Consider the following 20,926-nt stretch of genomic DNA (forward strand, 5'->3'; position numbering starts at 1 on the left):
TTAATCCTTTCCTGTTTTATACGGGTATTTAGATGATACTTAGAGCTATGTCAGATCCACTACTGTCCATCCCAGAGCTTCCGCTTGAGACTTATATTGAGATGTAAATCTGCCTTTATCCATGGCAAGGCACAGCAAATATTTAGGCCTTGTCATTGCCACATATAACTGCTTCATGAATTTTTTCTTTTGTACTGCAGTTACCTGCCTGCTCTGATTCTTCAGAAGATAATCAAGCAAACTGTGAATATCGTAGCTTTTGCCAAATTTTGTCTCAAAGACGAGAGTTGCAGCATGGGTCTCACCCTTAACGCTATGGATTGTTGCAACTTCCACATCAATAACGTGATCGCCCTCTCTATACCTGTATACATTCCCTTTAGAAGTTCCATCTTCTTCATGGAGTGAGTCCGGAGGGATGTAGCCCAAAAAGTCTAAGCTGCCCCCGGAAGGAGCTCTCAACCCAGCTAATCTCAGAAGGTTAGAACTGCCCTGCTGCCATCTTTCTGCATCCTGAAAACCGCTATTTATAATATTCAGATACAGCTTGTTAAAATCGTGTTTTTTCCCAGTTGCCTTCAAATATTGTCGAATAGTCTCTGTCGTGCAGACTTGCTCCGCAGCCTCTGGCATGGTTATTTTTTGCTGACTTAAACGCGCGTAATGAACAATACCATCAAGTACAGACCGATAAGCAGCGCCAGAGTGGCTAATTGCAGAACCACCATTGTGCAAAAAATAATCTATAAATCTGGCTGGCCTAAATCTTCGAGAAGACTTGGATTTATCAAAATTTGGAAAATAATGAGGAATTGTCAATCCCTCTGGTTTTTCTATACCAATTGCACCTACTGCCTTGAAAGAGGCGCAAGCAGGCACTGGCACATTTTCGCAACACAGTTTTGCAAAAGCAGGGATGGCTGCTTGCCTTGACTGCTCATCAACAAGAAAAACCGTATTGGGATAGAGCTTATCGGTTGTATGCGATGACTGGATACTGATGCCCTGATAACTTAGGCCTGAAGAGAGAGTAGCGATAGCAGGAGAGAAGCGATGACTATTACAAATAGCATCCAGTTCTGCATCATTGTATGAGGTGTTTGGCGTATCAGAACCCTCAAATATTGATTGATCAGGGTCACCAAAACGCTGAAGCTGCGAGTCTCCTTCACCAAATATGCTGTTGATTACTTCATCCTGAAAGAGGCTTGTATCCTGCATTTCATCAATGAAAGTAATAGGGAATCTATAGCGTATAGCAGCAGCGGTTCCTGGATTTTGGTTGATACCAGCTTTCCCATATTCATACATTTCCCTGTAGAAATGATATCCATTCTCATGTAGCCGCTGTTTTATGCTGTTAAGGTCCTGATAACTCACTGACGTAGATGGTTTGTTAAAACCTGGGACCTTTAGAACCAGATCTCCAGCTTCAAAAAAATACTTCAAATCAGCAGCATCTGCATACCTTTGCTTCAAAAAAACCTTTGTTTTCCAATGCAAGTTACGCTCTATAAAGCTGGTACAAATATCATCATCAATGCTGTTGACTGGTATGCCTTTTGATCGACAATAAGGAATTCCAAGAAACTTATTGACAAACTCTTGAATTGTTCCAATAAAGTGTGGATAACCAAGCAGGACACGCCCTTGAGTGTGACCTTTTAGTCGCTCAATGATCTCATCTTTGGCTACATTAGTATGGCTCAGAACACAGATACCTCTGTGTTCTTCACGCCATTTTTTTGCCAAGAGAATCAGTTTTGCGCTGACCAGAGTGGTCTTACCACTACCTGGGCAGGCTTGTACATCTGTGTAGCTTTTTAAAGCCTCTCTGCGAGCTGCATCAAAGGTCAATCCTGTTTCTTTCTGCAGTTGATCAATATCCTGATCAGTAATTGTGATCATACTCCGCTCTCCCGAATAACTTCAGACTCGAGAGGTTCTGTCACATGCTCTACGGCAGCTACGATATACGGGGGCAGAAGGTTTTTTAGTTCTCCAGGCTTGCCTTTGAAAGCCTCCTGTAACAGCTCAGAAAGCCTATAAGTAGCTTTCGTTTTACCGGAGTTATCATCTTCAATCATCCCGTAGATTTTTATTGCCTTCTCTTCCGGGTCGTCAGGCAAATCGGTATAGCCATCGTCACTTCCATGAATCGCTATATATACATGTTGAGCAAGACCATACCTGGCCAGACAATATTCAAATGTCCATTCATCAGAGATAAATGTTTTTACATTCTCTCCGTCATGTTCTTGTTTTGCGGACTTATATAAAGCCAGCTTTTCAGGGGTGTCATAATGACTCCTCCAATACCGAAGGTTTCCACCTCTGCCCGTATCTGTATTGGGATGTTTCTTTTCTTTAAAACCAACCGGATTTCCTGAACTCAGCTCAGCTTTATCAGGCCATACATCCAGATCAGTCATACATGCAACTCGGACAGGTAGAGTGGCTGCTGGATCTTTTGCCCGGTATATCTTGGCATAGCGTTTATAAGCAAGATTGCCAATATTTACGATGGATACGCCATAGTCCTCCAGCGGCCTACCAATAAGTTCTGTAATAGTTGGAAGCAGAATATTTTCTCCATCTCCTTCCACCATGAGAATTCCTTTGGCAAAGAACATATTCGACTTGGTGACATCAAGAAACTTCTCAAGGAATGGATAATCATCAGCATCCAGATAAGTACAGCCTTTTCGTAAAGGATATGCTTTGCCTTGGTTCATCAAGATAATGCTATCCAACGGTGCCTTAGAGGCCAAGTTTGGACTGTGTGTGGAAAGGATGCACTGAAACTGTGATTGTTCTGTCGTGAAATACTTGAGAAATTTCATCTGAAGTTGCGGATGAAGGTGTGCTTCAGGCTCTTCGATTAACAAAAGTGGAAAGCCTTCACCTTCCTGAGTCAGCAGCATCAACTCAGCAGCCATAAACAGAAGATTACTGTAACCAAGTCCATGAGACTTGCCAGTGTCATCCAGATTGAGTGACAGCCGCTCCAAAATACCCTTGAACAACGCTTGTTGTTCAGTTTCCGTCATGTCTTCGAAAGCTCTACTACCAAGCATTTCAATGGCTGGTGAAAACTGGTCGACATGGAAAGTCAGCTTTTTCAATAAATCACTAACCTTGCCTTTAGCTGACTGAATCGACTCATCATCCTTGATTGTCTGGTTTGCAGCTATTACTGCCTTTAGCAGACGCTCAATATCGTCACTCTGCCCTCCAACACTTTTTGTGCTTGCTAATAGTTGTGATAACCGTGAGTAGCGTCCTGAGGTAAGTTCCGCTTGTGCATCTCTCAGCGGTTTTAGATAAGTAGAGCAGAGATACATTCTGGCATCTCTTTCGATTACAGTGCCTTCTGCATGTGCCCCGGAACGAATTTCAGTTTTTATATATTGGCCAGCCCGTGCTGTGTTCCCTCCGATGGTAGCCTTCAGGTTTACATATAAAAAAGTTTCGGCACCCGCATCACCATAGTCATGGCTCAAATGCTCCACAAAAACAGCGGCATCCTCTATGCTTAAGTCGGCAAATTTTAACTTAATACTCAGAGAGTCTTCACCATTGTGAAAGTCGTTTTCATTGAAGCGCACCCACTCAGCTGAATTTGTGTCAAGCACTAGCCGGATGACATCAATCAGTGTTGTCTTGCCCGAGTTATTTTCACCAATAAGTAGGTTCAATCCCTTATTGAGCTCAACATGAAATGAATCAAATAGTCTGAAATTCTCGACTTCTACACTAGACAGATACATTTATAAACCCTTGATTACAGTTTTTCATCCTTAAATGGATGTATTGATAAAAATACTGTGGTTACAGGGTTCGGAATTCACTCCCCAACCTGCAAGTCCAGCGCCTGCTGCACCAGCTCCATCACATAATCCAGCTCATTTACAGCAGCAAGCTTGATCTCCACATCGCCGTTACCCCAGCGGCCAAGACCACTGATATCCCTGCAGCGTTTCAAAGGATCATGAATCTCATCAAACTTCATATTCAGCGACAAGCGCAAACCGGAAGCCTGAGGCACAACATCAACAAAATTCGTGTCTAATTTGAATGCGACGTATTTTTTCAGAAATTCTTCCCGCAAATCCTCATCCATCGCCAGCACCTGGGTTTTGAACTTCTCATACAGTGTTTTTACCGGCTCTTTATTCAGATAAGGGTGGTCTTCCAGACTATAGGCAGACTGTACTTCAGGCTGACGATATGAGTTAAGGGTTTCTTCATCCAGCTGGGGGCAGGGCCATACATCCAACATGGTCTTGCTGAGTTCTTTGGCACGTTGCTGTATAGCGTGTTCATCCCAGTTGTCCAGCTTTGCCAGGCCTTTGTTCAATCGCAGGTGGCTGTCGGCAAAACCGCCCTCCATACTTTGTTTTTCCTGAAAGGATCGGTCGCTCAGCTCAGAGTTGTATCCTGTCAGAGTGAGGTTACCGAGGGTATGCAGGTAAGTCTCATGCACTTCCTCCCAGTTTTCGCCCAGCGCCTCCTGCCAGGCTTTAGACAGGTTCGGGTTCTGGGGCATCACATGCTCAATGGTGTATTCCGTGACATGGATGGGCTCTTTGTGATGATAGTTTTCCAGCTTACGCAGCCAGTAGGACCTGCTGCGCATGTTGTACATATCCTTGGTTTGCAGGTTATGTTCGAACTCACTATCCAGAGGTATGCGACGATTACCAGTCAATAGCAAAAACTTGGCTTTGAAACTTTCAACATAAAGATCTTTCTTTAAGCCCAGGCTGAACCGGGCAAACGTCTTGTTCATGGAGTTCGTGGGAATCCAGCATACGAGGCGGCGGAAGGCATAGCTCTCGATATAACGCACACATTCCACAAACTCATCCAGAGCCAGCACCTTGTGGTCATAGTCGTTATACATCTCCAGAAGCAGAGGGTATGCCACATCCACCTTATAGCTGTTTAAATCCTTAAAAGCCTCCCTGAGACTGGTCTGGCTTTCGGCTTCCAGAGTAAATGCTGCGTAATAGTTAGAATAGCGGTGAACCTCCGCTACGATATCCTGAATACTGTCGGTGCTCTTGGCCACATAAGTCTTGAACCCTTTATACACTTCATCCTTCCGGGGTGTATAACCGGTTTTCAGAGTCAGAAAATCCCGCATAAAAGCGTTAAAACGCTCGCTGTACTCCCCGTGGCCAAAGTTCTTTTCCATGGGGAACCAGTAATTTTTATAAAGCCGGTTCTGCTCCTTGATATCCTGCTTCATAAGCACATAGTTGCGAATCAAATCCGCCTGGCTCAGGGCTAGCCCGGTAGAGTTCAGGCTTTCAAAAATCAGCTGGGGATCATCCTTGTCTTTATCCAGGGCGATATCGACAATAATCAGCTTCTGTAGCCCCTTGTAGATATGGCTCAGCTCATCATCGTCAAGGTTGGCCAGCTTCCCGGCAAAGAACCGGTAATTCTGTTCAACCCGGTGAACGGACTCTTCTTCAAAGTCCACTTTGCCATCCACGATTTTATGAAGGGTTTCATTATCACTCTGGGTCAGCACCAGCTTGTAATAGAGTTCTCCGTCTTCCTCAGCATTGCACAGGTAGTAATTTTTCAGTTTTTTGGCATTGGTACCGTCAATCTCAATTTTCTGTTCAGCCTTCTCATTACGCTTGGTAATCTCGTGGGACAGGGCAGCGATCAGCAGGCTGTTTGATGTCAACCGTTGCTGGCCATCAATTACCAGAAGCTCAGGTACGTCACTGTGGCTATAGAGACTGCGTTCCACATACACGACAGAACCTATAAAATGCCCTTCGAGTCCGGTAGAGCCAGCCCGAAGAATATCGTTCCATAGCTGTTCACACTGGGCATAGGTCCAGCTGTACTGGCGCTGGTAGATCGGGATAATAAACTGGGCAGACTTCTGCAAAAACTTGAACAGTCGGGTTTCCGTGGCTTTCATTCGGCAGTCCCTTAGAGTTGGATTTGGCCCGAGATCAGTTTGGGAAGAAGCATGTCTCGCTGTTGCTTCAAAATTGAGTTTTTTCTAACTAAGTTTGCTATGTGCGCAAAGTGTGAGTCTACAAATTCATCAAATTTCTCAACCAACTCATGCTCTGGGGAAAGTACCTGCATTCTTGAGAAAGTGTCTTTTACTATTGTGTCAAATGTTGCACCACCAGTATTCTTCTTCAAATATGCAACTTGGTTTTTTGTAAGAAGGAATAGGTAAAATTGCCCGATACCATTTTTACCACGCAATGCATAGCATGACTGGTTCATCGCCATTTCAGTCGTGGGAAGAGCAACTTTGCCAACTGTCCCTCTGGCTGTGATAAACACAGTATCTTTTGGATATAACTTTGAACTACATTTCTGCAAACCAAGCTGAGTGATGTTCTTTTCTGTTTCCATGCAATAAAACGTGTTGGGAGCATCTTTTGGACAAAAAAATGGGATATACCCTCCCCAAAAAGCTGGCTCTGTAGTCTTAGGCGTACCCCCACTGAGCACGTCAGCAACCTTTGTGAATGCTTGTTGAACCCACCCCTCAGGCACTCGTCCTAAGGAAGAGTCCACAAACTTGGCCTGCTCATGCCTAGGGAAGCGGAAGTGAACAAACCACTCCCGATAAAGGGTCTGTGCCATATCTTCCAGAAGTGTTATGCGACGATTGTTATTGTTAATAAGGTCATCATATTTCGACAAAACCGAAACAACCTTATACTGCTGGTCTATTGAAGGAAGATTGAGCGGAATACGAGCAATAATATCCTGATTCAGGGAGGCCATAGTGGCACCATGTGATCCCTGTGCCTGCATCCAAGCTTTGTGATGCTCTGAAAGGAAACTGTATGAGACATAACGAGGCAGTACTGTTTTGTCAGAAATTCTTAGACGAATGCAGTCTGAACCCTGAAGCCAACCATCCTGATTTGCCTCAATATAAGCATGCCTTTCAACTGCACCTTTTCGACCAAAAACGATGTCATCTTTTTCTAGCAGATGTGAAGACAGGCGAGCAGCAGTTTCATTATTTATAAACTCCAGTTTTTCTTCCCGAATATCCCTGAAACCAATATTCCGAACATTGATGACAGGAATACCACTTTCAACATACTCAGAGGCCTTCAACTGGGTACCAAAAGGGCCTGTTTTAATGCTCGCAGAACCTTTTTCAACCAGATCACCTATTTTTATATCTCTATATGGAGCCTTCATGTAATCGACTCCAGCACTTTCACTACATTGCTACCAATGGCACTTTCCAGCTGATGTGCTTCGGCATTTAGTAATTCAAGTTCTTCCTGAAGAGCTTCCAACTTAGCTGCAAAGTCTTCATCATGCTCCTCTTCACCCTGAGCCACCCCGACGTAACGCCCGGCGTTCAAGCTCCAGCCTTGAGACTCAATTTCCTGCAAAGTAGCAACCTTGCAAAGCCCTGCAATATCCTGATATTTCCCTTCCAGGAAATATTTTTCTAACGCCCAACTGCCATCATTACCACTATCAGGATGGTTTTCCATAAAAGTGTGGTCTGCCTGTTCACCACGGTAGAGTTTGACGATATTGGCGATAAAATTTAACTGCTCAGAGGTATAGTCCCGTACTGCCCGGGTGACCTGTCTGAAAATATGGCGGGCATCAATAAACAGAACCTTGTCTCGATTTTGCTTCTGCTTATTTTTATCGAAAAACCAGAGGGTACAGGGCAGAGTAACTGTATAAAAGAAGTTGCTGGACACCGCCACCATCACATCCACAGCACCGGTCTGAATCAGTTTTTTACGAATTTCCAGCTCAGAACTTCGGGCATCGCTGGCGGAGTTCGCCATCACAAAACCCGCACGACCTTTGTCATTCAGAGCCGCGAAGAACATCTGAATCCAGATATAGTTACCGTTATCGGTGTTTGGCATACCAAAAGGGAAGCGCTTTTTGTCATCTTCAATGCGCTCCTTCTGAATTTTATCCACGTTAAAAGGCGGATTAGCCATAACAAAGTCAAAGGCTCCGGCACAACGATGGATATCTTCGTAGTAGGAGTTTCCTTCCCGGATATCTCCCTGCAAACCATGGACTGCCAGGTTCATTTTTGACAGCCGAACGGTATCGCCAGTTTTCTCCTGCCCGAAAATGGAAAGTTCGTCTGAAGCACTATGGTTATGCTCTTCCACAAAGGCTGCACTGGATACAAACATGCCGCCGGAGCCACACGCTGGATCAAAGACCTTGCCATGGAATGGTTCAATTATCTGGGTAATAAGGCGAACCAGGGGGGATGGTGTGAAAAACTCTCCACCGCCCTGGCCTTCACTTTTGGCAAACTCATTGAGGAAGTACTCATAGATCCGACCAAAAATATCGGTACCCAGGTCAAAGCGAATGCCTGCAAAGGTTTTCAGCAAATCCTGAAGAATATCGTCTTCAAAGCGGGCGTAGGTTTTCGGCAGGGCATCACGAATGGCTTCATTTTCTGCTTCCAGCGCTTTCATGGCCGCATTAACGGCAAGACCGATAGAGCGATCTTCCGGAAGCTCCAGCAAACGGGAAAACAACGCTTCTTCCGGCACATACATCGCACCTTCTGCCTGAATGGCAGTGCGAATATCTCCACCACCTCGACGACGCCCAGAAGTAGCTTTCGCATCCAACCGCTTTTTGGCTTTACTGAACCGATACTCGGCATAACGCAGAAAAATCAGCCCCAGAACAGGCCGGGAATATTCCTGGGCTGTAAGGCCACTGTTAGCACGAAGATTATCTGCAGCTGACCACAGTCGTTTTTCCAGCTGCTCGATATTTTTGAAATCGGACATGAAGACTCTCAACGGTTCCTGTCTGGTGCAGGAAATGAAAAATATATCTAGTTATTGTATACCCGTCGTCTTGGAAGTTGCAGGGTACATTCCACCTATTCTTTCACCATCGCTCATCCAACATTTTTGAAGAACTGTGGTGATCAGAAAAATTTTCAGCATTGATTTATCAAGTATCAGGCACACAAAAGCTCATTAGAACAATGCTGCTTACTTTGACAACATCGTGAAAATGAACACACTTTATGCCGGTGCAAGAGTCAAGGAAGTTGGTGAAACAGGATCCACCAGTTCCTGCTCAACCCAGTACTGGGTTTTGCCATCTTTCTTCGCCTGTTGCAGCTGACCATGAAGAATGGAGCTTTGGTGTGTTTGTACTGTTTCTAAAACAGACAGGAGCTCATTTATCTCTATGACTCGTTTGCTGTGGCCGGGTGGGTTACCCATCATTCGGTGGGGAATAATTTCACCCAGGCTTTGTGACAGGAAAGCAAAAATTCTATAGCCGCCGATATCTGTATCTCCCCAATGATACACAGTTGGGCAGTCTTTAGTGTTAACCAGAATATGCAGCAGTTTGACAAGGTGACGAGATGGAAACCCGTTGGTAAAAACGACGATACCATCGTCGTTTATTTCTCTGGTGTACCGCTCAAATGCCGTCAGGTTTTCAATCAACAGAATATACCTGGCATGTAGCTTTAACTCGATCTGAGAAAGAGAGTCTGCGGGCATACCAAAATAGGGCCTGGCGATCTCAGCATCAATCACTCCGTCTTCAAACCGTAGCCGACATGCCCCGGAAATTCTGAGCAGAGGAGGAAATGGCGTGATGCCAAAATACCCAAGTGTTTCTGAGGACTCCAGCGTTTCAAGCAGTTGCGGATTTTGCAATTGTAGGATAGTGGCAATTGAGGTCAGGTTATTTTCCAGATACTTACTGTCTCCAAGCGCTCTAACGCTGGCGGTTCGATAATCCAAATTACAATCAGGCTGCAGGCTCAGCCATTTAGCAAACTTGATGGCCTGCACCATCTTTTCCCATTGAGTATGGCTAAAGCGGAGTATACGACGACCTTCTTGCCAGAGCTGCTGATAATCGGTTAGCCCAAGGGAAAGCCAGTCAGGTGCGTCAGCCAGTTCTGCTTTTATCATCGCTGATGCGGAAATAACTTCTTCATGGATGACAGCTACGCCTAAATATTCACACAGTTCTTTAGGGCAATTGATAGAAACAGTCCTTAGAATGGGGACCGCATCAAAGGGCTGCTTCGTATATTCAATAGAAAATCCCTGAACCTTTTCCTGAAGCAACTCAAGCTGCTGATGTGTTTTCAACCTGATTGCAGTTTTTGCTTTGTGGTAAAACTTAAACCGGCTTTCTGTAATGCGAGTTGTATTGCTGTAAAGTCCATCTGCTTTGTTGCATTTCTTCAGACAGGCTTCCAATAATTGTTCAGATAGGCTGTTCAAAGCCAAACTCCTCTTTAGCCTGCTCAAAAAATGGCACTGTTATTTCAGGGTTTACATGGGGGTTGTCACTTTCCAATAGCTCACGCCCAGCGTCAGTAGGGATGTAATGATCCAGATATAAGTTGGAGCCCGAGCGGATCACACTTACTGTTTTATCCACATGAGTGCTGATTTTTACCGAAGCATCGGGAGGTGCGGCAAGAATGACTTGCAAACCAATAGACCGAAAGAACTTCAAAGCTGATGCGGTATTAACGCCATCCATTTTTGACATGGCTTCGTCAAAAATGGCAAACCCAGCTCCTCCAGAAACGGCTTTATCTCCCAATTTTTGCAATCGGAAAGCATTCATAAAAGATGCACCCAAGGCGACATAAAAAGGTGTCTGTTTTTCACCACCAGATCCCACTCTCAGCAGTTGCGAGAACAAGCGGCTTTTTCCGGTTTCAATGTCAATGGTTTTGATATCGTAGCTGTAAAAGTTTCGGTAATCAGATATCTCGTGGAGTCTCCCATCCGTAATCAGCTTTTCTATGACCATCAGCCCCGGGTGGTCTTGCCGGGTGTCGAAGAGACCTCCATCTGCCTCACCTTCTTCTGAATCTTTCACGTATTCATACACTTCACGGAGGCTTTCCAGCTCAACCAGCTTATAGGTAAACTCATATCTGGTGTTATTGAAGCAGAGATTTTGAAGGGAGCGATTCAGGGTTTTAAAAGTGGTTTTAAGATTATCAATATTTGACCTTAGCTCTATTGCCACAGATCTTCGGAAATGCCCCAGCATTTCGTCACACGCATTCTGTGCGTCTACATCATATAGCTGCAATTCAGAGTTCTCTATAACCTCTGCATGATTCTCGCACTCCTTCAGACAGTCCAAAGGATCCATGCTTATCAGCTCAGCTTTACCCTCAATATCATGGGTGTGGCATAGCTCGATTAGAGCTTTGTTGCCTTCTTCCTTGCTTTTGCTTGCTTGGCTATCTTTCGTTCTTGCCTTGCTATTAGCTATTGACTGAATAACAGTGTAATTCTCACCGTGATCCCCCTGAAGCTTCTCCAAAATCCCTGATGCTTTTGCCTGATCAAACAAGAGTGATGATTCTGTTTGTCTTCTCTGTGCACTGGCTTCCTGAATTTTATTTTCCAGATCGGGTATTGCAGATCCCAGAGTATCAATCTTTTGCTTTATCTTGCCTGACTGTTCACTGCATTCACGGATGGCCTGGTCATTTTTCTTCTTATCATTATCTGCCTTGTTAAAATTTTCCTGTAGCTGGGCAAATTCCTGGCTTTGGGAAAGCTCAGCAATCTGGCACTCAAGAGTGGGGTGGTGATCTTCAGCCTGAGCCAGCAAGCCGTAATAATCCATATCCAAAGCCTTTTGTCCCTGCTCAGTGAGATCACTTAACGCTTTTTCTAAGGCTCTATATTCACCCTCTTGGCTCTCAAATTTTTGCTGAAGTTTTTGGCGGCTCTGCATTTTGTCTTTGAGCTGCTGATGAAGCATTTGAGCCTGGTCTTTCCTAGCCTGTTCGCCGAAAAGTACAAAGTCTATGCGTTGCCCGCCACTAATAGCACCATTCGCTGCGATCATGCCGTCAGGAGTGATTGCACGCTCTCTTGAGCGTAAATCTTCCTCCGTCTGAACCAGATCGACACCTCCTAACAGTCGGCATAGATAATTTGCTACAACCGGATTATCGGATTGAACTAATGCTGCAGCAGAGCCTGGTTGCGGAGAGCGAGATGGTGCTCTGATTTTATTGGGGTTCAGTATTTTTACAGAACGCAAGCGGGCATTGAGCTTTTTCTCATGACGATACAATGCGAGAGAGCGATCAAGGTCATCATTACTGGCAGGTTTTCCATCATCATCAAGCACAATTAATGCTTCACGGTTCCAGACCCCCAGAAAGCCTTCTATGGCCCACTGCCAGTTTGAGTCAGTAATTTCAGCCAGATCACAGATCGGTTTGACTGTCAGTCCGTGTTGTTTCAGGGTGTCAATGAGGCTAAGGGTTTCACGTTTTAAACTGGCCTTGCCTGACGAGAGTTCACGAGCCACGTCAGTCAGTTCCTGGATTTCATCATTAATGCCCTCTACCTGTCGTTCTAAAAGATTGACATGACTTCTCAGGCCCGAGAGCACAGGTTTGAGCTTAAATGCAGCCTGAAGAGAATCAGCTAAATTATTCTGGCTACGAGGCCACTGGCTAGTGAGATCTTCTCCGTCAAAATCTGTGATAGATGACAGTGTATTAATGCTTGGCTTGAGGTTATCACAAACGACAGTATCAATAACAGATAGGTTAACGGACTCAATGCGAATCAGACTCTTGCGTAACCCCTCGAATACCTCTTTATAATTACTAATTTCTGTTTTGCAATTCTTCAGTTCCTGTTCAAGTTCATTTAACCGTTGTTGATTGTCAGAGCCCTGCAAGGCAAGGTTAGCTGTATCTCTCTTTTTGGTTAGCTCTTCAGTAAGGCCGTTGTATAGATGGAGCTTGTCCTTCAGATCATTATATTTCTGATTTAATGTCTCAAGCTTTTCTTGTATGGCTTCTTTATCTAGGTCAAGCGCACTGACTCTGGCCTCAGTATTCACCCACCGGTAACATTCGGCTGCTTGTCGGCTATTGCGGTGCGTATTGAGGAACTTGATGGCTTGTTGGAAACCTTCCAGACGTTCCTTTGCATGTTTGATAAGCTGTTGAATCCGTTGATATTCACGGAAATCATTCTCGATTCGTGTAACATCAAGTGTTTTGTCTGGGAGGATGTGGCTACGGGTAAACTCAGTAACATTTTTATGCTGCTTAAAGGTAAGCCCCTGGCGAATAGTCCTGAACAGCGACTCTGGGGAAATGGCTCCCTCTGAACCTGTGGCGGACATTAATTCGCATACGCCTTCGCTATATTCTGTGGCTGTCGTGTATACCTTCGATTGCCCATCCAGTGCTCTTAGGCGTACTTCAAACTGTTTGAATGTCAGGATGTTGTGCTCATCCTGCATGTAGTCGAGGTGACTAAGATCATACCCATCGATCTGGAAAAAATACTTATCGAGTCTGTTGTCAGATTTGGAGGCATAAAAGGCACATCCAAAGCTGTAATAACTTCCATTGCGCCCCTGAAACGTGATTGATATATAACAGTTAGATGTTGAGCGACCACTGAGCTCTTCACCGGTTGATTCAACCACCTCTCCAAGAACGTAAGAGCGAATGGTTCTTCCAGACTGGTTACCATCTGAGGAGGCCGCGTTAAACATTAACTTTGACTCATTACCGCCACCCAGAATAGTTTGTATGGCATCAAGAATTGAGCTCTTGCCGGCACCATTCCCACCGGTGAGCATGATGCTTTCCCCATCGATATGAATATCATCAGCTTGAAAGAGATACCAGTTTACCAAACTTACCCTGATTAACTTATGCGTTAGAGTATTCATGCTATTTTCTCTTTCTCCGGCGCTTCAGGAGTGGCCTCTAACTCATCTTTTCCTGGTTCAGAATTCTGTTTCTTTTCTTCTTGTAAACTGTTTTTGTCACAGAATAGTTCCAGACTGGCCAGGAAATCACCTGTAACAACTCGTATGATGGAAGGCAGGATAGTGAGACTGCGCATCTCGGTTTCACTGTTTTTTTCACCTTGCTCAATGATGCCCATTTTCTCAAGGCGATCCAGAGCAGATCTGGTCTCAGACGGCTTAGGTTTTTCTCGCCCGGTTACTGCGCAATATTCATCCAGAAGGTGTGCTTCGCTGGGCTTGGTTCGCCCATTTTCTGAACAGGCTTTACGGCACTCCAGATCGTGCATTTTTGCCAGTAAGAGAAGGTATATGGTTTCAAGCTGTTTAAGTTGAGGTCTTGCGGCGGATGGGATGATGCCGCAGTAACCAAAATGTGGATCGACAAAAAAATCGTCACCAAAGGCAGCAAAAAGTTTTGAAAAATATGTCTCGTACTTGACCAGTATATCGTAGATGCGGCTGTGCCCTCGTTTCTCCTTCCATATAAACTGGTTTGCCCTGAGTTTTGCAGCAGCCTGCTGGAAATCTAGTTCTGTGAAGCCATACTGCTCGTTGCTATCAACCAGGCGGGATAACTCATGAAGCATGTTCGGTATTCCTTTTTGAAGAACGACGTATAATTGTCAGCTTTGGCGCAGTTAAGTATTGATTCTTAGTCATTGCTCCCTCAGTGACAGTCACTTTGTAATGCTGTTGCAATGGACTGAAAGCACTGCCACGACTGGCTCCATCATTAATGAGTTTGCGAAGATCCAGGTACGACAAAAGATCATCCAGCCCTTCGATGGTTATGTCATCGGTGGTGATAAGGGCCTTGTCACCAAGCTGACTCTCCAAGAACTGGGTTAAGCGTTTTGGGTTATCGCTACGCCGCTGATGATATGCCTTCACTGCTCGATCCAAAGCAATTTTATCGAGAGGCGGTTGTTGGTGTTGCACCCGTGTAGATTGAGCCTCTGCTCTTGCCGTCTTTGGCGTATAAAGTCTACCTTTGGAAAGATAAGTGTCTTCGGTGGTTTTAACTGGATAAAGCAAATCATCCTCGACAGCTGTGCCTGCGATTTTGGAAGCAACACTGTCCAGTTTTTTGCCTATATCTCCCGTCACGGTATAGGCATAGCGTATAGCTTCACTGGTACGTCGGGTCATGGATCGGCGATACCGTTCGATACTGTCCATAAGGCGAGGAACGTTGTCGAAAATCCGGAAAATTTCATCAAGCTCTTTATGAACTCTCTTGATAATCGTTTCCAGGTCTTCATTTGGCTGCGTGGCTTTTATACCTTCTGAAATCAACTGAACCCGATCAGGAGAAGTTTTAAGTTCGGTAACGATTGAAAGTATCTTGGAACGGTACTGGTAGGGGTTGTCTTTGCTGTTTAACGTTTTGTAATCACGACTTATAACCTGGTCAACAAACTCTCGGAAAAAAGTTCGGAATAGCTCAGGTCCCGCTTGTTGGTTCATCATGCGATGAGACAGCTCACGGGTAGTTGCTGACAGGGTGGCAACTTCGCCATAAAAATGCCGAGAGGATTTTGCAGAGAACGATAATACTGGACCTGATTCCCTTGGCTGATTCAACAGTGCGAAGAGGTTAGTGTAAACCCCTTGACAAGTACTGCCGATTTCTAACTCATGAGAACGGCTAATTTGGGCTATCACAGTCAAAAGCTGTGCTGGAAGGTAAGCGAATGAGGTGATCTTTCGGTAACCTACGTCATCTATTTCCAGTAGCCACCCAGTTTCGCGCAGTTTCCGATAAATTCTGTTGGCTACATCAGGTTCGGGAGCGTCTTCGTCGTCAGTTTCTTCAGCCCATTCCTGACTGTCGCAGTCCGCAATGATGCCTAATCTAATAGCTTGTTTAGCTTCTTTTGGAGTGCACTCATCTCCTGCAATTTGATTATCAATCAATCGCCGGTATAAAGCTTGAAGGCTGGCATAGTAGAGCCGAGCGTTCTTTGAGGCCAGTGGCCGGAAAAGGTCAGGAGAGAGTCCGTCAAAAATCATAGGGTATCTGATTTACTGTCTATGCCGTTGTAGACTAAACAGTATTTGTAGATAGTGCAACAAAGTTGGCATACCAACTTTGTTGTATATCAATAAACAGCAGTTTATCATCCAATGAAAAGCATGTATCTGAGGCTATTACGGATTTATCAATGATAGAAGCCAGCAATCCAGAGATTCCATGGGCGCAAAGAACCCGGTTGAGGTTCATTGAACGCCATTTGTTGTGGAAACGGTCATTGGTGGCAAGAGCCCTGACGGATGAGTTTGGAATTTCCAGGTATCAGGCGGGAAAAGATATAAAGCTGTATCAGAGCCTATTCCCAGAAAACGTTAAGCCATATAGTCCTGAAGACAAGGCCTATAAGCCAATGTCTGGTTTTAAGCCGCAGCTAATGGATGAGGCTTTGCCTGCTGGCCTATCGAGTGGCTTGATTGAACATGTCCCTTTGTTGGGTAGAAGGGTTGAAAATAATGCGCTTTATGCAGTGCTTGACGCTATTGATAGCCAGACAGTTATAGAAGTTGTATATGGCTCAAACTCTATGCCAACCGGTTGTAAGCGTAAGATATATCCAAGTCGCATCATACAAACCTCAAACCGCCTCCACTTCCGGGGTTATTGCCTGCTAAAGAAAGACTATCGTGATTTTGTCTTTTCCCGATGCCTGACAGTGCCATGCTTATTGCCAGACAAAATCAAGGCCCCCTGTGACAAGTTATGGAATGATACTGTGACATTTAAGGTGGGAATAAACCCAGGACTGAATGAAGCCGCCCAACAGCTCGTTCAATACGAGTATGGCGATGTTCTCCATGAGGCTGTATGCCTATCAAAAGCCTTGCTTCATTACTATTTGATTGACAACAACATCCCAGCTAATAAAACACAAATGAAAATTGCTCATGAGAAACCATGGGCGTACCCATTGCTGGTAGAACTTTCATCTGAACTGGAGCAGTTGTTGTTTGGTCAGTAATGATAATCGCTAATGATTAAGTGAAGGATTTAAGTCCTCATTAAGATGCTCGTGCTTAAGCCCTGCAATAACCTAAAAGCAGTCAGTCAATATCACAACCATTCGGCCTTCCCTGATAGAGCTGTAGGGAAAGGTCATGGTAAGAGCCGTAAGTTCGGTTAGAGTAGAGATCTGAGTGGGATTTGATCGGTATATCGGGCGGGAACTATGGGAGACTCTCCATTGTCTGCTTTCATATTCCATGCGGATGGTGCAATCATTTGTTTGTAATACAGGTTGTTGATCTTTTCAGAAAATGGGTTCGGTTGGCTTGATAGCTTCTCTGAAGCATCTATTTCATCGTAGCGATCATCTATGCAGGTCATGTAGAAATCAAAAGCTTCTGAAAAGTGTTCAAGAGTGAGTTCATGGTCATCATTACAAATGGCAACTTCACAAGCATAATTAATCAAGTTTCGTAATCTGCGCATATTGCCCTTTGAGAAAGCAAATACCTCGGGTATAGGTCTTCGGATGATAAATCAGTGTTATTATTGAATGGCAGTTCTACTGAAAACCGCTTTAAAAATTGTTTGAATACTGCCTTATTTTTATCTTCTTTAATTCTAAATGGCTCTAAGTATCTTATTACTGGAAACCTTATTAAAAGCTGATCATCATAATTAAAAATGATGCGACTATATGGCAAGCCAAATAGAATGATCGGTTTTGTTTGAAATATTTATTAGATATTCCGTTAATGACTATTCATAAAAGCAAAGGATTGGAGTTTAATACGACAATTTTCATGGGTGTTGATGACAATGCCTGGTGGTCCTATCAACCAGGCAACGCTGAAGGGCTATCTACATTTTTTGTTGCATTGTCTCGTGCTAAACAAAGAGCAATCTTTTCATATAGTGAGGGAGGAGGATCAAGAGCCAAGGTTTCTGACTTCTACAAACTGTTGTCCTCAGCTGGCGTTCAAGAGTACGTTATTTCATAAGCCTCACCTTCTTTTAAGGAGAGTCCTAAGAGGAATTTTATCTGTAAAAGTAGCAGGTATTATCCGTGACTCTCCTGGTTGAGCATTCATATTCCATTTTGAGTGTGACACCAGCTCTTTATAATAGTGATCATTTATACTTCCAGAAAAAGGGTTTGGTTGAGAACTAAGTGGCTCACTGATATCTATTTCGTCTTTACGTTCGTCTATATGCTGCATATAGAAGTTGTAAGCCACTGAGAAATGCTCAAGTGTAAGTTCAGAATCATTGTTGAAAATTGCCTGCTCACAGGCAAAGTTAATTAGGTTTCGTAGTCGCCTCATACTTCCTTTAGAAAAAGCAAAGAGTCTCGGGTAAAAATCTCTACCATGCAATTTAATCTCTTTATCGAACGGTAGTTCAGAGGATAGCATCATTAAAAATGTTCTGAATACTTTCTCATCGCAATCTTTTTTAACTCTAAAAGGTTCGATCTGTCTTATTATTGGGAACCGCCCTGATAGCTGTTCATCATAATCAAGAATTACCCTGCTATAAGGTAAACCAAATAAAACCACTGGTTTTTTCGATATGTTAATGAGCGTTTTAACCCAAGTGACTGCATCATGAAGAACATCATATGACTTTGTTTCAATCAAATGATGAAACTCATCAAGTAATGCTATTTCAACTTCACACTCATGCATCAATTTTGCCAATTGTTTCGTTAGCTGTGGTGCTGATAAGCCTTTAGGAGAAAGCTCATGACCAAGGTCATCAAGTAAACTAATTGCTGCCTGCCTTGGCTCTGTTCTTAATGGGAACTCACTTAAAAAAACAGGAATACGAGTACGGCAACTTTCCTCTTCATGAGGGTGATCTTTCTCATATTTTTCCATAAGAGTAGTTTTGCCAGAGCCTGGCTCACCAATGATTAGCGCGCACTCAGGTTTTCCACCACACTTCGATACCATTCTGTTTCTGTGTATGGTTTTAAGAATTCCATCTAAATACGGAGAACGGATAAAGCAGTCTCTTACTTTAGTTAATTTGGATATTTGGATCTCAGTAATATCGCTCATGATTCAGGAAGTACTCCAGCCTGTTGTGTCTAAATCATCGTCTTCATCTTTGCCTATTAAGGAATAATCTGAAAAGCTTGGATCATCTACGCTTTTCTTAGATACATCGGGGGGCGTAGGTTTCGTGTTTTTAGTATCTATCCCATCAAGCACAGAAGTGTTACCTTCTTGCTCTACACCAGTATATTTTGATAGAGCTGATAAATCGGAAATAGATATTGAGTTTGGATTTTCTAATAGGGAAGTGATGTCGTCATTAACACGCCGACTTGTATCTATGCGAGCTTGTACAATAGCCTCATAATTAACATTGTTATTTGTCAACAACCTAGCGTGTTTTTTGTGTGCGTCATGTTGACACTGCCTTAGACTGCAAGTGTATGCTTGATCGACTGCATACACTTTAAAGTACTTTCTTGTGTTTTTGTTAAAAACGTAAATGTATGAAAGATTATCTTCATTTACTTTGTATTTTGTTTTACAGCTGCCCACAATAGATCTATATCTTGCTAACTCTTCAGAATCATATCGAATATAGTCGTAGTATAACCCTCCCCTTCTTAGTTTACTTTCATGAGTGGCATTCATGATTATCTCGAGCCTTTCTGGCTCAACTGTAACAGGAGGGTACTCTTTCTCCGATTTTTCCCATAAAATATTAGGAATAATATTTTCATCACCATGTGGAGACACCTGAAATTCATCAATAACCCACTGATAAGTTATTTCGATTAAGGTATCAAAGAAAATAACTGCATTTTTCTTTGGGTCGTAGTCTTCTCTTTCTTTAACTGAGTTAAATGTTTTTCCTTTCAACTTTTCTAAATGTCTTTTGTTTATCGTACCAAATCTACGTTCAGCCTTCGATTTAAACCAAGGCTTCTTGACTGGATTAAATGCATGATCGGCCCCAAGCTCCGCTAATACAATATTGATATCTTTACTCCAAAACTCTTTTCCATTATCGAATATATAGAGAGCAGCTTTACCATAACATATCCATTTATTCTTAATATTGGGATATTTTTCGTTAATGTATTTTTTACTGTTAATGCTCTGGGCTAAAAGTTTCATAACGACTTTTGCACTGGGGTGACTAAATGATATATATAGCCCTATAATCGATCTTGAATATTCATCTACAGCAATTGTCAGCCAAGGTCTTCCCAACGGTAGTCTTAGCTTTTTATCGAGAACAAATAAGTCCAGTTGTGTATGATCAAGTGCCACTCGTTCCAGAATTCTTGTTGTAGGAACTGCTTGAGAGATATGATCATATTCAATATCCGCTTTTGCTGAACCCTGCCTTCCAGCCATAATCTCTTTTGGAGGTTCTTTGTGTAAGCGCTTCAGAAAAGTTGTATAGCTTGGGGTTGAAAGCTCGTCATCTCTGTGCCTGAATTTATTATCTGTGAATATATATTCCTCTAATTTTTCATATGCATCTTTTGCGGAAACTCTTTCCTCAGTTTTGTAATACTCAAGTGACTTTTCTAAATATCTTTCTACTTCTTCAGATAGTCTCTTCTTATAATTACCTTTCTTGTAATTGTTTGAGTACAAACCTCTTAAAGAGTATGCTTCTTTTGAGTAAGCCTTGTGCCAGCGAATTATAGTTCTCCATTTAGGAGGCTTCTTGTCTCCGATATCTTCAGCTACCTTATTCAGTAAGGGCTCTATATGTTTTGGGCTCCAAACTGTAACTCCCTCCTTAATCAGCTTATCAATGTAAGCTCGTTTTCTTATAGTGTCGTCGATCTCTTTTTCGTCAAATAGCTGCAAGTCTTCCTTTAAAGCTTCTTTTTCTTCATCATTTGTTTTCTTTATGAATTCGAGATATTGATTTTCTAGCAACTCCTTTAATTCTTCGTAAGAGAGTTTTATTTTTCTGCTTGCGACTATCAGGCTTTGTAAAACATATACTTGAGAATCACCTGAACATATAACGTATTCATGGACATCGCCGTCTTTCGATTTTATTCTTAACTTGGCTCCTTCTCGAAAACTATTCATAAGGCAAATAAGAACCACTAAAGTTTCATATGGAATGAATCGAACTCATTTATTA

Annotated in this window: 14 protein-coding genes; 2 read left to right on the forward strand and 12 right to left on the reverse strand. The window is 43.2% G+C overall.

The features are described from left to right. Window positions 1-45: 45 nt before the first annotated feature. The 9 genes from KDK19_RS18555 to KDK19_RS18595 form a co-directional block, all read right to left on the reverse strand. The gene (locus KDK19_RS18555) at window positions 46-1,908 is read right to left on the reverse strand and encodes a UvrD-helicase domain-containing protein (RefSeq protein ID WP_257292564.1); all 1,863 of its coding nucleotides are present in this window, start codon (window positions 1,906-1,908) and stop codon (window positions 46-48) included. Then, on the reverse strand, window positions 1,905-3,770 hold the full coding sequence (locus tag KDK19_RS18560; protein ID WP_257292565.1) for an ATP-dependent endonuclease: 1,866 nt from the start codon (window positions 3,768-3,770) through the stop codon (window positions 1,905-1,907). The genes KDK19_RS18555 and KDK19_RS18560 overlap by 4 nt, the downstream gene beginning before the upstream one ends. A 77-nt stretch (window positions 3,771-3,847) precedes the next feature. After that, window positions 3,848-5,947, reverse strand: a complete 2,100-nt coding sequence (locus tag KDK19_RS18565) for a DUF262 and DUF1524 domain-containing protein (protein WP_257292566.1) — start codon at window positions 5,945-5,947, stop codon at window positions 3,848-3,850. Window positions 5,948-5,958: 11 nt separating this feature from the next. After that, window positions 5,959-7,206, reverse strand: coding sequence for a restriction endonuclease subunit S (locus KDK19_RS18570; RefSeq protein WP_257292567.1), 1,248 nt, complete (start codon window positions 7,204-7,206; stop codon window positions 5,959-5,961). Beyond that, window positions 7,203-8,804 (reverse strand): class I SAM-dependent DNA methyltransferase, encoded by a 1,602-nt coding sequence (locus KDK19_RS18575; protein WP_257292568.1) that lies wholly within the window; start codon window positions 8,802-8,804, stop codon window positions 7,203-7,205. Before KDK19_RS18575 ends, KDK19_RS18570 begins: the two co-directional genes overlap by 4 nt. Window positions 8,805-9,047: 243 nt before the next feature. Continuing rightward, window positions 9,048-10,277: a DUF2220 domain-containing protein gene (locus tag KDK19_RS18580; RefSeq protein WP_257292569.1), complete on the reverse strand. Its 1,230-nt coding sequence runs from the start codon at window positions 10,275-10,277 to the stop codon at window positions 9,048-9,050. Continuing rightward, window positions 10,261-13,737 carry an SbcC/MukB-like Walker B domain-containing protein gene (locus KDK19_RS18585; RefSeq protein WP_257292570.1) on the reverse strand — a complete coding sequence of 1,159 codons (3,477 nt, stop codon included), beginning with the start codon at window positions 13,735-13,737 and terminating at the stop codon, window positions 10,261-10,263. Before KDK19_RS18585 ends, KDK19_RS18580 begins: the two co-directional genes overlap by 17 nt. Further along, a complete protein-coding gene (locus KDK19_RS18590) occupies window positions 13,734-14,405 on the reverse strand; it encodes a DUF4194 domain-containing protein (RefSeq protein WP_257292571.1) in 672 nt (223 codons plus the stop codon). Before KDK19_RS18590 ends, KDK19_RS18585 begins: the two co-directional genes overlap by 4 nt. Then, window positions 14,395-15,831, reverse strand: coding sequence for a Wadjet anti-phage system protein JetA family protein (locus KDK19_RS18595; RefSeq protein WP_257292572.1), 1,437 nt, complete (start codon window positions 15,829-15,831; stop codon window positions 14,395-14,397). Before KDK19_RS18595 ends, KDK19_RS18590 begins: the two co-directional genes overlap by 11 nt. Window positions 15,832-15,983: 152 nt before the next feature. On the opposite strand from KDK19_RS18595, the gene KDK19_RS18600 reads away from it, so the two are divergent. Further along, window positions 15,984-16,811, forward strand: coding sequence for a WYL domain-containing protein (locus KDK19_RS18600; protein ID WP_257292573.1), 828 nt, complete (start codon window positions 15,984-15,986; stop codon window positions 16,809-16,811). Between the two features lie 158 nt (window positions 16,812-16,969). Here the strand turns inward: KDK19_RS18600 and KDK19_RS18605 are convergent, their stop codons facing one another. Further along, entirely contained in the window at window positions 16,970-17,263 is a 294-nt protein-coding gene (locus KDK19_RS18605) for a hypothetical protein (RefSeq protein ID WP_257292574.1), read from the reverse strand. Between the two features lie 260 nt (window positions 17,264-17,523). On the opposite strand from KDK19_RS18605, the gene KDK19_RS18610 reads away from it, so the two are divergent. After that, a complete protein-coding gene (locus KDK19_RS18610) occupies window positions 17,524-17,796 on the forward strand; it encodes a 3'-5' exonuclease (RefSeq protein WP_257292575.1) in 273 nt (90 codons plus the stop codon). Between the two features lie 3 nt (window positions 17,797-17,799). Here KDK19_RS18610 and KDK19_RS18615 read toward each other — a convergent pair whose 3' ends face one another. Both KDK19_RS18615 and KDK19_RS18620 read right to left on the reverse strand, forming a co-directional pair. Continuing rightward, entirely contained in the window at window positions 17,800-18,858 is a 1,059-nt protein-coding gene (locus tag KDK19_RS18615) for a TniB family NTP-binding protein (RefSeq protein ID WP_257292576.1), read from the reverse strand. A gap of 3 nt (window positions 18,859-18,861) precedes the next feature. Then, window positions 18,862-20,871 carry a hypothetical protein gene (locus KDK19_RS18620; RefSeq protein ID WP_257292577.1) on the reverse strand — a complete coding sequence of 670 codons (2,010 nt, stop codon included), beginning with the start codon at window positions 20,869-20,871 and terminating at the stop codon, window positions 18,862-18,864. Window positions 20,872-20,926 lie beyond the last annotated feature (55 nt).

Source organism: Endozoicomonas sp. ONNA1, from assembly GCF_024606325.1.
Lineage (GTDB): Bacteria > Pseudomonadota > Gammaproteobacteria > Pseudomonadales > Endozoicomonadaceae > Endozoicomonas_A.